This window comes from Halomonas koreensis, from assembly GCF_031451675.1.
Lineage (GTDB): Bacteria > Pseudomonadota > Gammaproteobacteria > Pseudomonadales > Halomonadaceae > Halomonas > Halomonas koreensis.
The window spans coordinates 346,485-359,889 of record NZ_JARWAK010000001.1 but is presented as its reverse complement, the minus strand read 5'-3'; the positions used below and the strand labels follow the sequence as shown (position 1 = coordinate 359,889).

The 13,405-nt window shown below is 69.7% G+C and carries 9 protein-coding genes; 5 read left to right on the top strand and 4 right to left on the bottom strand.

Annotated elements, in window-relative coordinates:
* Nucleotides 1-40 precede the first annotated feature (40 nt).
* The 4 genes from QC818_RS01670 to malE all read right to left on the bottom strand — a co-directional run bounded on the left by QC818_RS01670 (nt 41) and on the right by malE (nt 5,219).
* Complete coding sequence (locus QC818_RS01670; RefSeq protein ID WP_309651090.1) at nt 41-1,312, bottom strand: maltoporin; 1,272 nt, start codon at nt 1,310-1,312, stop codon at nt 41-43.
* 179 nt (nt 1,313-1,491) lie between these two features.
* Nucleotides 1,492-2,382 carry a maltose ABC transporter permease MalG gene (gene malG, locus QC818_RS01665; protein ID WP_309651089.1) on the bottom strand — a complete coding sequence of 297 codons (891 nt, stop codon included), beginning with the start codon at nt 2,380-2,382 and terminating at the stop codon, nt 1,492-1,494.
* A gap of 13 nt (nt 2,383-2,395) precedes the next feature.
* Complete coding sequence (gene malF, locus QC818_RS01660) at nt 2,396-3,952, bottom strand: maltose ABC transporter permease MalF (RefSeq protein ID WP_309651088.1); 1,557 nt, start codon at nt 3,950-3,952, stop codon at nt 2,396-2,398.
* A 73-nt stretch (nt 3,953-4,025) separates the two neighbouring features.
* Nucleotides 4,026-5,219 (bottom strand): maltose/maltodextrin ABC transporter substrate-binding protein MalE, encoded by a 1,194-nt coding sequence (gene malE / locus QC818_RS01655; RefSeq protein ID WP_309651087.1) that lies wholly within the window; start codon nt 5,217-5,219, stop codon nt 4,026-4,028.
* Nucleotides 5,220-5,512: 293 nt separating this feature from the next.
* On the opposite strand from malE, the gene malT reads away from it, so the two are divergent.
* From malT to QC818_RS01630, 5 genes are all read left to right on the top strand, one after another.
* Entirely contained in the window at nt 5,513-8,257 is a 2,745-nt protein-coding gene (malT, locus tag QC818_RS01650; protein WP_309651086.1) for an HTH-type transcriptional regulator MalT, read from the top strand.
* Nucleotides 8,258-8,380: 123 nt separating this feature from the next.
* Entirely contained in the window at nt 8,381-10,027 is a 1,647-nt protein-coding gene (locus tag QC818_RS01645) for an alpha-amylase family glycosyl hydrolase (protein WP_309651085.1), read from the top strand.
* 104 nt (nt 10,028-10,131) lie between these two features.
* On the top strand, nt 10,132-11,163 hold the full coding sequence (locus QC818_RS01640; protein WP_309651192.1) for a LacI family DNA-binding transcriptional regulator: 1,032 nt from the start codon (nt 10,132-10,134) through the stop codon (nt 11,161-11,163).
* An 86-nt stretch (nt 11,164-11,249) separates the two neighbouring features.
* Nucleotides 11,250-12,689, top strand: coding sequence for an ATP-binding protein (locus tag QC818_RS01635; protein WP_309651084.1), 1,440 nt, complete (start codon nt 11,250-11,252; stop codon nt 12,687-12,689).
* Nucleotides 12,686-13,396: a response regulator gene (locus QC818_RS01630; protein WP_309651083.1), complete on the top strand. Its 711-nt coding sequence runs from the start codon at nt 12,686-12,688 to the stop codon at nt 13,394-13,396. The genes QC818_RS01635 and QC818_RS01630 overlap by 4 nt, the downstream gene beginning before the upstream one ends.
* Nucleotides 13,397-13,405: the final 9 nt, after the last annotated feature.

Here is a 13,405-nt window from a genome sequence, read left to right as displayed (position 1 = left end):
AAGGGATCGTCAAGCCGTCATGTCAAGGATTTCGCGTCGCTTACCACCAGGCTTCGGCCTGCAGGCCGAAGGTGAGGCCGTCGTCCTCGCCCGTTTCGATGGACTCGCTGGCGGCATTGTAGTCCTGGCCGTCCCAGTCGGCGTAGGTGACGAAGGCACGCAGCACCGGCCGGGCGAAGGCCCCGCGACCCGCCGACCACTGCTGGGCCAGGGTCAGCTTGGCCAGGTCGGAGGTCTCCTTGCCGCTCCGCTGGGGGTCGACGCGGTCATAGCCCAGCTCCAGCGCCGTGCTCTGGGTATCGGACCAGTAGTAGGTGGGGCGGATGCCGGCGGACATCCAGGTCTGGCCCTCGCCGTTGTCCAGGTCGCGTTCCTCGTAGATGGCGGCGTAGAGCATGTCGATGTTGGGCGAGAGATTGACCAGGCCGTGGTCGAGGACACGCAGCATGTCCCCCTCGGGCGTGGATGAGGCGGTGCTGGGGCGTCCGGAGCTACCGATGAGGCCGTCGGTGGCGTACTGCACGGCGAACTTGTTGAAGCCGCCGAACCAGTCGCCCTGGGTATGCTCCAGGGTCACCATATGGCCTTCCTGAGGGTCGACGTCGGCGCGCTCCTGGGCCTCGGTGAGGGTCGCGCTACCGTAATCGTAGCCGATCTCCAGGCTGCCCCCGGGATTGGTGGCAAGCCCGGCCAGGCGCACGTCGAAGGTGTCGTTGGCCAGGTTCTGGCCGCCCTCGGGAAAGGCGTCGTCCTCGCTGGTGTTGCGCATCCAGGCCAGGCTCAGCTTGCCGAAGCCCAGATCGATGTTCTCGATGCCCCCACCGGGGCCGGAGAGGTCCCAGTAGAAGAAATCGTTCATGTGGATATCGTGGCGCTGGTAGAAGCGCTTGCCGGCCCAGACGGTGGCCTCGGGGAAGGCCTCGACGACGCCCTTGGCCTGGACGTTGAGCTGGCGCAGGGCGATGGTGTTGCCGTCGTCGTCGGCGGCGTCGAGGGCCTCGAAGTCGGTACCCTGCTCGTTGACGTAGGCCACCAGGCTGTCGAAGTAGAAGGACTTGTCGCCCTCTTCGTAGAGGGTCGCGCCCAGGCCGATCTCGGCGTAGGTCTCGCACTCGTTGCCGAGGCGATACTTGGCCGGGGCGCCTTCGGCCTTGAAGCAGGCCTGGTCGCCGCCGCCTTCGGTGGAGCCGATGCCGGAGCGGCCATAGCCATGGAAGTCGGCGTCGACCGCCTGGGCGGTGCCGGACAGGCCGAGGGCCACGGCCGCGGCCAGGGTCGAGAGAGCAAAGCGAGGGGTCGTGGAATCGATCATCAGGACCTCGTTGTTGTTGTGCAGGGTGCGCGGGTGGGGATGTCGGCCTTGCCGGCGGGCGTTGCCGCCCGGGCCGAGACCGTACTCTGGCGAATTCCGGGCCCCTTGTAGTCCTCCCCCGGGGCAAGGCCCGGGGGAGGGGGCGGGGGGCGTAGCTCGGTGCGGGAGGAGGAGAGGCGTCAGCCCTTGACCCCGCCGGCAGTGAGGCCGCCGACGATCCAGCGCTGGCAGAGCAGGAAGACCAGGGTGATGGGCAGGCCGGAGAGCACGGCGGCGGCGGCGAAGTCGCCCCAGCGCTGGTTGTGGTCGGCCAGGTACTGCTGGGCGCCCACCGCCAGGGTCAGCTTGTCCTCGTCCAGCAGCAGCACCGAGGCCATGGGGTACTCCATGATCGACATGATGAAGGCCAGGATGAACACCACCATCAGGATGGGCACCGACAGCGGCAGCAGGATGTGCCGGAAGGCCTGCCAGGTGCTGGCGCCGTCGACCATGGCCGCCTCCTCCAGGGAGCCGTCGATGGACTCGAAGTAGCCCTTGATGGTCCAGATGTGCAGCGCCACCCCGCCCAGGGAGGCCAGGATCAGGGCTCCGTGGGTGTTGATGCCCAGCCCGTCGACGAAGTCGCCGAGCCGGTCGAAGAGTGCATAGAGCGCCACCAGCGACAGCACCGGCGGGAACATCTGGAAGATCAGCATGCCCTTGAGGATGGGGCCCTTGCCCTGGAAGCGCATGCGGGCGAAGGCGTAGGCGCTGGTGGTGGAGAGCAGCAGGATCAGCAGCGAGGACGCCACCGCCACCTTGACCGAGTTCCACAGCCACAGCATCACCGGGAAGGGCGGCTGGACCACGCTACCATCGACGCGCTCCCAGGGGATCCCCAGGGCCAGCGACCAGTGCTCCAGGGAGAAGCGCTCGGGGATCAGGCTGCCGCTGGCGAAATTGCCCTCTCGGAAGGAGATCGAGATCACCAGCAGCAGCGGAAAGACCACCAGGGCGACGAAACCGAGCAGCGCCAGGTGAGCGCCCAGCTGACGGGCGCGGATCGAACGGGGTTGGACCATGGCCATGGGGTGATTCCTCCTAGACCTCGACCTTGGACAGGCGCAGGTTGAGCCAGGACAGCGCCGCCACCAGCAGGAAGATCAGGGTGGCGATGGCCGCCGCCAGGCCGAAGTTCTGGCCGGCGTCCTGGAAGGCGATGCGATAGGTGTAGCTGACCAGCAGGTCGGTGGTGCCCGCCGGGGTGCTGGCGCCGATGATGTCGGGGCTGCCGCCGGTGAGCAGGGTGATCAGCACGAAGTTGTTGAAGTTGAAGGCGAAGGCCGCGATCAACAGGGGCGTCAGGGGCCTGAGGATCAGCGGCAGGGTGATCTTCGCCATGTTGGTCAGCGGGCCGCCGCCATCCACCGCCGAGGCCTCGAAGAGGTCCCGGGGGATCGACTGGATCAGGCCCATGCACAGCAGCAGCATGTAGGGGTAGCCCAGCCAGGTGTTGACGATCAGCAGCATGGTCCGGGCCAGCCAGGGGTCGGTGAACCACTCGGGACGGATGCCGAACAGGCCCTCCAGGATCAGGTTGATCTCGCCATAGTGCTGGTTGAACATCCCCTTGAAGATCAGGATCGAGATGAAGGCCGGCACCGCATAGGGCAGGATCAGCAGGGTGCGGTAGAGCCCCTTGCCGCGCAGCTGGTCCCACTGCAGCAGCACCGCCAGGACGAAGCCCACCGCCAGGGTGAAGACCACCGTCAGGCCGGCGAAGGCGAAGGTCCAGACGAAGATCTGCAGGAAGGGACCGCGCACGTCCTCGTCGAACAGCACCCGCGCGTAGTTGTCGCTGCCCACCGCCACCGGCCAGCCCGGGGTGAGGCGCTCGCCGGCCTCGGTGACGAAGAAGCCGGTGTCCCGGTCCGGGATCAGGGAATGGCCGTCGCGCAGGTCGGTCAGGCTGCCGTCGGGGTTCTCCCGATAACGGGGCACGAGGGGCGCGAAGCTGCGCAACCCGGCCATGCGCAGCTCGACGCCGTCCGGGGTGGTGAGCACCAGGTCCTGGAGCCGGTCGCGCCTGGCGATCACCTCGCGCATGCCCAGGGGCTCGCCGGCCGGTGGCGCGGCGGCGGGGTCGAGGGCGAGCGGCTCGCCGGCCTCGGCCGTGGCGAGCGGCGCCGAGATCAGGGCGCGCCCGTCCTCGGCCTCCAGGAAGAGCCGCACCGTCTCGCCGCGACGGAAGGGGCGGAAGTCGAAGGCCTGCCCCTCGGCCTGGTAGGTGCGCGCCAGGAACTGGGCGCGTACCCGCTCCTCGCCGAGCAGGTTGGTGGAGCTGTAGTTGCTGAAGCTGATGCCCACCGTGTAGAGCAGCGGGAAGATGACGAAGACGCCCATGCCGGCCAGGGCGGGGAAGACGTAGCGGTGACTCATCAGCCGGCGCCGGGTGAAGGTCACCGCCAGTCCGGCGGCCAGCACCAGGAACAGCAGGGCGAACATCCACTGGCCGCGCAGGTGGAAGGCCACCACCAGCCACAGCAGCGCCACCACCAGACCGCCCACCAGGCCACGCATGGCCCAGCGGGTATAGCGCTCGGCGGGATACCGGGAACGATGGCGCGGCAGGCCGCGCGAGGCATTGGTTGCGAACATCGTGACTACCTGAGGTGGGCCGCCGGCCCCGTGATGTCACGACGGCCGGCGGCGAGGGGCAAGGGAAGCAGGCTTACTGGATGGAGGTGCGCATGCGCTCGGCGGCGTCCTCCAGGGCCTCCTCGGGGGACTGGCGGCCGCTGCCGATGTTCTGCAGCGCCGGCTCCATGGCGGACCAGAACGCGCCCATCTCGGGGATGTTGGGCATCGGCTCGCCGATGGCGGCGTTCTGCAGGGTGGCGGCGATCCTCGGATCCTGCTCCAGCTCCGCCTGGTAGCGCTCGTGGGCGACGGCGCCCAGGGAGCCGTCGCCGTTGAAGGTGCGCAGCCCCTCCTCGCTGAGCAGGTAGTTCTCGATGAACTCGGTGGCCAGGAAGTCGTTGGGCGAGGCGGCGTTGATCATGGCCGCGGTCACCCCGAACAGCGGCTTGGCCCGCTCGTGGCCGACCCGCGGCAGGGGCGCCACGCCGAAGTCGATGCCGCTGCGCTCCAGGTTGCCCCAGGCCCAGGGGCCGCTGATCATGGCGGCCACCTCGCCCTGGTTGAAGCGGGTGTCCATGGCGCTGTAGTCGGTGCCCTCGGGGATGACGCCGCTCTCGATCAGCTCGCGCAGGACCCGAGCCCCCTCCACCGCGCCGGGGTTGGCGACGCCGATGTCGGCGACGTCGTAGCCGTCCTGGGTGCGTTTGAAGGGATAGCCGCCGTTGGCCGCCAGCAGGGTCCAGCCGTAGTAGGGCTCGCCGTAGTCGAAGAGGATCGCCTTCTTGCCCTCGGTGGCCAGCTCGGCGTCGAGCTCGGCCAGCTCGGCGAAGCTGTCCGGCGGCGTCTCCACCAGGGCCTTGTTGTAGATCAGTCCCAGCGACTCCACGGAGATGGGATAGCCGTAGTCCTGACCGTTCCAGGTCACGGCCTCCCAGGTGAAGTCGAAGTAGCGATCCCGATAGGCCGCGGAGGGGGCGACCGGATCGAGCAGGCCGCTCTTGGCCCATTCGCCGATGCGGTCATGGGCCCAGATGACGATGTCCGGCCCCTGGCCGCTGCCGGCCGCCTGCTGGAAGCGATCGGTCAGGTTGTCGGGGTTGACGATCTCCACCGCGATGCCGGTGTCCTCGGTGAAGCGTTCGGCCACCGCGCGGACGCCCTCCGGCCCCTTGTTGTCCCCCATCCACAGCGTCAGGGTGTCGTCCTCGAAGGCGACCGCCTGGGTGGCGGCGAGCCCCAGCGAGGCCAGCAGCAGGCAGGAGAACGGCGTGAAGCGTCGAATCATGGCAGGAACCCTCGATTGTTGTTGTGGCTCGGCGGCGGCCCGGGGCCGACCGCCCCATCGCCGCCAGACACGGCAGGCTGCCGCTCAGGGTCGGCCACCCCCTCCTCGTCGTGCTCCTCCCGCCCCGGGAGTGCCACGGCGTAGCCGGGGGGCGTACCCCCCGGCCGATGCCCTGGCATGGGATCCTCCGAGTTCATGGGCTACAACCTTGGTCGCATGAGGCTCCCGAAATGCCGAATCGGGTCCATAATGTGCCAGACTTAAACGATTAAGCTGGCGCCTCGGGTGACACCATGACGTTGATCCAGGACAAGCTACTCCCCCCGCCCCTGCCCCCCATCACGGTGGCTCGTGAGCGACTCAATGCCCACTTCACGCTCGACGACCATGTCCGGCTGACGTTGGTGCAGGCCCCGTCCGGTTACGGCAAGAGCACGCTCCTCGCCGAACGCCTGCCGGCGCTGGAGCAGCCCGCCATCTGGCTGCGCCTCGAGCCCCAGGACGACGCCCCGGAACGCTTCGCCCGCTACTTCGCGGCGGCCCTGGGACGCCTGTGCCGCGAGCATCTGGGCTTCTCGCTGGTGCCCGACGACCCGTCGGCCTCCTTCGTCTCGCGGCTGGAGGGCTGGCTGACCACCCTGCCCGAGCAGGCCCCTCCCTGCCGCCTGGTGCTCGACGAATTCGAGCATCTGCGCGACCCGGCCCTGATCGAGGGCCTACGCTACTGGCTGCGCCACCAGCCCCGCTGGCTGACTCTCACGGTGATCTCCCGCAGCCATCCCGACCTGGGCCTGGCCGGCCTGCGCCTGCGGGGCGAACTGGAGGAGATCGGTGTCGATGCCCTGGCCTTCGATCTCGAGGAGTCGCGGACCCTGTGCGCCGAGCAGCTCAGCTTTCCGCCCTCCCGGGTCAGTCTGGAACGAGCCCTGCGACGGACCGGGGGGTGGGCCATGGCCCTCAATTGGCTCGTCGAACGCACCACGACTACCGCGAGCTTCGATGCCCTCATGGAGCGTCTCGAGGGAAGCCACCCCGACTTCGTGGCCTGGTTCGACGAGCTGATGCACGAGGCCCTGGACGACGCGGGCCGTCACCTGATCCGCCAACTGGGCGTCCTGGAGCGCTTTTCGCCGCACCTGGCGGCTCGCCTGCTCGAGGGGGAAGGCGCCAGACGATGCTTGGAAGCGCTGGAACACGCCGGCCTGTTCATTCAACGCGACGATGCCCACTCACCGTGGCGCCACTTCCATCCGCTGTTCGCCCAATACCTGCGTTACTGCCGGAACGAGCTGCCCCGAGCCGAGCAGTACCGGCTTCATCGGCGAGCCAGCCAGGCCTGGCTGGCGCTGGGTGACCCGGCCATGGCGGTCGCCCAGATGATCGAGGGAGGCGATCCCGAAGCCCTGGCCGGACTGGTCGAGCAGGAGGGGCCGGCTCTACTCGGCGGGGGGCAGTACACCCTGCTGGCCAGCGCGCTGGAGGCGCTGGGCGATGCCCGTCTCGCCGCCACGCCCCGGCTGACCCTGTTGTATGGCTGGGTCAGTCACGCTCAATACCAATTCGCCCGGACCGAGCGGGCGATCGGCTGGATCGAGGAGCAGCTGACGCGGCCGGATTGGCAGCCCCTGGCCCCCGAGTTCGCCGCCCTCAGGGCCCAGCTCGCCATCAACCAGGGACATGCCGATCTCGCCGCCCCCCTGGCCGAGCAGGCCCTGACTCAAGCGGCTCAGTATCTCGACGCGACCCCTCTCACCGCCGCAGCCATCCTGTGTGAGTCCCGCTTCGTCCAGGGACAACTGGACGACTCCCTGCACCGGGTGCGGGAGGTCGCCCGGGAAGCCCGGGAGGCCGGCGACGACCAGCGCCTGCTGTGGGCCCATTGCCACGAGTCGGAGACCCTGGTCGCCCAGGGACACCTGCAGGCCGCCCATGACGTCCAGGAGCGCGCCTTCGAGCTCATGCGTGAGCGAAACCTCCAGGCACTGCCGATCGCCGAGTTCGCCTACCGGATCCGCAGTCAACTGCTCTGGGAATGGCAACGCCTGGACGAGGCCGAGCAGGCCGCGCTCGACGGCATCGCCGTCCTCGATCGTCAGGGGGAGCACTGGACCCTGCAGTGCCATGTCTGCCTGGCCAAGGTGGCCTTGTCGCGAGGCGATCGAGCCCAGTGCGCCGATCATGTTCGGCGTATCCGCAAGATCCTGGCCCAGGGCGATTACCATATCGACTGGCGGGCCAACGCCCACGCCACCCTGCTGACCTGGTGGATTGGCCAGGGCGACCGGGACGCCATCGCTCAGTGGCTCCGGGAGGCGCCGCCCGCCGCCCCGGACTCGGCCAGCAACCATTTCGCCCAGTGCAACGTACGCAACCATGTCCGGGCGTTGATGGCCCTGGACGACACCGAGGCCGCCCGCGACCTGCTGAAGCGACTGGAGCGCCAGACCCGACGCCTCGGCCTGGTCACCGACGCCAACCGCAACCGGCTGTGCCTCGCTCGACTGGCCTGGCAGGAAGGAGACGGGGCCGAGGCCCGCCAGCACCTGCACCAGGCCCTGTCACTGGCCGCGCACACCACCCTGGTCGGCAGCTTCCTGAGGCTCGGCGAGCCCCTCGAAGCCCTGCTCGACGAGTTGCTGGCCGGCGAGGCGGCGCTGTCATCCCTGGCCCGGCAACGTGCTTGCCACCTGCTCGAGCTCGCGCGTCGGCACCATGACCGCGGGCGAGCCCTGCGGATCCTGGTCGACGACGAGGCCATCGCCGAGATCGTCTCCCGGCCGGACGTGCCGGAACTGATCCGCACCTCGCCGCTGACCCGACGGGAATGGCAGATCCTCGCCCTGATCCACGCCGGTCTCTCCAACGAGCAGATCGCCGAGCGACTGGACGTGGCGCCCACCACCATCAAGACCCATATCCGCAGCCTCTATCAGAAGCAGCATATCCGCCGCCGCGACGAGGCGGTCGCCCTGGCCGATCGGCTCCTGGCCCACATCCACGGGGAGATCGCCGCACCTCCTCCCCCCGCCTACGCCTGAGGGAGGCGGCCTGGGAGGATGTCCCACTGTGCCGAAAGCGCCAGCCTGTCCTTCCCGTGGGAGCGAGTGCAAGGCGCCCCGACAACCGGAGGGAGGACACAGGACATGCGCGACAGGATGCCGATGACGAGACAAGGACAGGACTGGTGGCGGGGCGCGGTGATCTACCAGATCTATCCGCGCAGCTTCATGGATGCCAATGGCGACGGCATCGGCGATCTTCAGGGCGTCATCGAGCGGCTCGATCACGTCGCCTCGCTGAACGTCGATGCCATCTGGGTCTCGCCCTTCTTCACCTCGCCCATGAAGGACTTCGGCTATGACGTCAGCGACTACCGCGACGTCGACCCCATGTTCGGCACCCTCGAGGACTTCGACCGGCTGGTGGAGGCGGCCCATGCCCGGGGCCTGAAGGTCACCATCGACCAGGTGCTGTCTCACACCTCGGACCAGCACCCCTGGTTCGAGGAGAGCCGTCAGAGCCGCGACAACCCCAAGGCCGACTGGTACGTCTGGGCCGACCCAAAGCCCGACGGCTCGCCGCCCACCAACTGGCAATCGATCTTCGGCGGCAGCGCCTGGCAGTGGGACACCCGGCGCTGCCAGTACTACCTGCACAACTTCCTGGTCGAGCAGCCCGACCTCAACTTCCGCAACCCCGCGGTGGTCGAGGCCATCCTCGGCGAGGTGCGCTTCTGGCTGGATCGAGGCGTCGATGGCTTCCGCCTGGACGCCGTGAACTTCTGCACCCATGGCGAGCTCAAGGATAATCCTCCCAGAGAAGAGGTCGTGGAGGGCTTTATCGGCGTGCGTCCGGACAACCCCTACGGCTTCCAGCAGCACCTCCACGACAAGACCCAGCCGGAGAACCTGGCCTTCCTGGAGAAGCTGCGGGCCCTGCTCGACGAATACCCCGGCGCCACCGCGGTGGGCGAGGTCGGCGACGACGACGCCCTGGGGGTGATGGCCGAGTACACCCAGGGCGGCAAGCGGCTGCACATGTGCTACTCGTTCAACCTGCTCACCGACCGCTCGGACCCGGCCTACCTGCAGGACACCCTGGTTGAGATGGAGGAGCGCCTCGGCGACGGCTGGGCCTGCTGGGCCCTGGGCAACCATGACGTGACGCGCCTGGCCACCCGCTGGGGAGCGGAGGACGCCCCGGCCGCGCTGCGCCTCTACATGGCCTTCCTGCTGACCCAGCGCGGCAGCATCTGCCTCTACCAGGGCGAGGAGCTGGGCCTGACCGAGGCCTCCCTGACCTTCGACCAGTTGGTGGATCCGGCCGGGATCACCTTCTGGCCGGCCTACAAGGGGCGCGACGGTTGTCGCACGCCGCTGCCCTGGCAGGCCGAGGCGCCCCAGGGCGGCTTCTCCACCGCCGAGCCCTGGCTGCCGGTGCCGGACCACCATCTGGCCCTGGCGGTGGATCGCCAGGATGCCGACCCGGACTCGCTGCTCAACGCCTACCGCGCCTTCCTGGCCTTCCGCCGCGCCCATCCGGCTCTGGTCAAGGGCGACGTCCGCTACCGGCCGGTGCGCGACGAGGTGATGCGCTTCGAGCGCCGGCAGGGGGGCGAGCGCCTGCTGGTGGCCCTGAACTTCGCCGCCGAGGTGCGCCGTCTCGCCGCCCCGGCGGGGGCCGAGCCCCTGAACGACGCTCCCGGCTGCATCAACGGCCACTGGGAGGGCGAAGTCCTGAGACTACCCGCCCATGGCATCGCCGTCGCGCGCCTGGCCGCCGACGCCCCCGGCTGGCCGGATGACTGAGGACCACTGCCCGCCCGGGGGACTGTGAAGCCACGGGGTGAGACAGTATCCTTGGGCACACCTCCTTGAGCAGGAAGAAAGCCTTGGCATCTCCTCCGCGCCGCATGACCCTGAAGGACCTGGCTCAACACCTTGGCGTCTCGACGGCCAGCGTCTCCAACGCCTTCAATCGGCCGGACCAGCTCTCGCCGAAGCTTCGCGAGCATATCCTCAGCGAGGCGCAACGGCTGGGTTACCAGGGACCCGATGCCAAGGCGCGCAGCCTGCGCACCGGCCGCTCGCGGATCGTCGCGGTGATCCTGGCCGAGAGCCTCACCTACAGCCTCAACGACGCCGTGGCCAGCGAGCTGTTGTCCGGCATCGCCGAGGTGCTGGACGCCCAGGGCCATACCCTGCTGCTGCTGTCGGGCCGACAGACGCCCGCCGGGGTGCCGGGCTCGGCGAGCATCGCCGACGGCTTCATCGTCTACGGCCTGATGCCGAGCCTGAGGCTGATCGCCGACCTGCCGCCCCAGCGCCCCCTGGTGGCGGTGGACTTCGACATCGAGGAGCACGCCAGCGTCCACGTGGACAACGAGCCGGCGGCCTACGCCATCGCCCGACACGCCATGGGCACGCGCCCCAGGCGGCCCGCGGTGATCACCCTACGCCTCACCGAGCAGCCCTGTAACGGCCGCATCAGCCCGGAGCACACCCTCTTGCCGGCGCGCCGAACCATCACCCGCGCCCGCCTCGACGGTTACCTCCGGGCCCTGGCCGAGCATGGCTTCACCCGGGAGGACGTGCCGATGTGGAACATCGAGGAGAACACCTTTGATGTCTGCGCCCCGGTGATCGCCGAGATCCTCGACCTGCCCGACGAGGAGCGCCCCGACCTGCTGCTGTGCCTGTCCGACCGCATCGCCCTGACCGCCCTGACCCTGGCCGAGGCCCGCGGCCTGCGGGTGCCCGAGGACCTGCGCCTGACCGGCTTCGACGGCATCGCCGAGGGCCAGTACCGGGCGCCGCGTCTGACCACGGTCCGCCAGGACAGCGTCGAGAAGGGCCGCGTGGCGGCGCGCATGATCCTCGGCCTGGCACCGCCCTCGTCCTGCCTGCTGAACACCGAGCTGCTGATCGGCGAGACCTGTCCCTGAAGCCGGCGCGGCTTGCACCGGAATTGCAACCTCCCCGGGGGCAACTGCGCTACGCTGACCCTTTCGCCGACCGTCGAGAGTGCCGCATGTCCCTCCGTCGCGCCCTGCCCCCGGCCGTGTCCCGGCTCGGCATCAAGCTCTTCGGGATCATCCTGGTGGTCAACGTGGCCATCTCGGGGCTGGTGTTCGTCGCCGTGTCGCGCAGCCTCGACCAGGGCTTCATCGAGTACCTGGACCGCACCCAGACCCGCCGCGCCGAGACCCTGGCCACCGGGCTCGCCGACGAGTGGGCCCGGCGCGGCGACTGGCAGTGGCTGCGCCAGTCGCCGCGGGCCTGGCGCCACCTGGTGCGCCGCCAGCTGTGGCCCGGCGACGCCCCGCCGCCGGAGGGCATCGAGCGCCGGCTGGGCGATCCGCGGGACTTCGTGCTCCACGATGCCGAGGGGCTGCCGGTCATCGGCCTGCCCCCGGACAACGACCTGGAGGCCGCGGAGCTGCGCTGGCTTCCGATCGTCAGCGAGGGACGCCGCGTCGGCACCCTGGGTTACCGGCCACCCCAGCAGCTGATGGCGCGCATGGATCGCATCTTCCTGGCCCAGCAGCGGCGCAACCTGGCGATCATCGTCGGCGCCCTGGTGCTGGCCTCGCTGCTGCTCGCCGGCGGCCTCTCCTGGTGGCTGGGGCGCCGGGCCCGGGGCATGACCCTGGCCACCCGCCGGCTCACCGAGGGCGACTACAGCACCCGGCTGCCGGAGCGTGGCCGCGACGAGCTCTCCCGCCTGGCGCAGGACTTCAATGTCCTGGCCGCCACCCTGGAGGCCAGCCGCGAGGCCCGCAGTCGCTGGGTCTCGGACATCGCCCACGAGCTGCGCACCCCGCTGGCGGTGCTGCGCGGCGAGATCGAGGCCATGCAGGACGGCGTGCGCCGCCTGGATCAGGACAGCCTGGGCTCCCTGGCCCAGGAGGTCGGCCAGCTGGAGCGCCTGGTGGCCGACCTGCGACTGCTCTCCCAGAGCGATGCCGGCGCCCTGGAGGTCCAGCTGGCGCCGCTGGACCTGGCCGCCAGCCTCACCGCCCGCCTGGAGGAGGCCGGCCCCTGGCTCGCCGACCAGGGTCTCGCGCTCGAGGTCGAGGCTCCCGGCCCGGCGTGGATTCGCGGCGACGCCCAGCGGCTGCGCCAGCTATGGACCAACCTGCTGGACAACACCCATGCCTACACCCGGCCGCCGGGACGCCTGCGGGTCGGCCTGACCCCGGCCGGGGACCGCTATCGACTGCGCTGGGAGGACAGCGCCCCGGGCGTGCCCGAGGCCGAGCTGCCGCGGCTCACCGAGCGCCTCTATCGGGTCGAGGGCTCGCGCAGCCGGGCCAGCGGCGGCAGCGGCCTGGGGCTGTCCATCGCCATGGCCCTGGCCCGGGCTCACGGCGCCGAGATGACCGCCAGCTCCTCGCCGCTCGGCGGGCTATGCTGGACCCTGACCTTTCCCGCCATCGCCGAGCACTCGCTCAGGGAGGAAGACGCATGAGCACACCGGCCCTCGCCACGGACAGCGTCCTGATCGTCGAGGATGAACCCAAGATCGCCCGCCTGATCGCCGACTATCTGGAAGGCAGCGGCTTCGCCCCGCACCACCTGGATCACGGCGATGCCGTGCTGCCGTGGCTGGACGCCTGCGAGGCGCGTCCCGAGCTGATCCTGCTGGACCTGATGCTGCCCGGCACCGACGGCCTGACCCTGTGCCGGGAGATCCGCCAGCGCTGGCCGAGCATCGCCATCATCATGCTCACCGCCCGGGTCGAGGAGGTCGATCGCCTGCTGGGCCTGGAGCTGGGCGCCGACGACTACATCTGCAAGCCCTTCAGCCCCCGGGAGGTGGTGGCCCGGGCCCGGGCCGTGCTGCGTCGCAGCCGGGCCGCGGAGGCCACCGAGGCCCCCGTCCCGGACACCCTCAGCCTCGACGAAGAGGGCTGGCGGGCCCTGGCCGACGGCCAGGACCTGGGGCTGACCGCGGTGGAGTTCCAGCTGCTGCGGGTGATGATGCACTCCCCCGGACGGATCTTCTCCCGGGAGCAGCTGATGGATCACATGTACCGGGACCATCGCATCGTCTCCGAGCGCACCGTGGACAGCCACATCAAGAAGCTGCGCAAGAAGATCGCCGAGGTCTGGCCCGAGCGCGAGGTGATCCGCTCGGTCTACGGCGTGGGCTACAAGTACCAGCCCGAGGAGTGAGGTGACAGC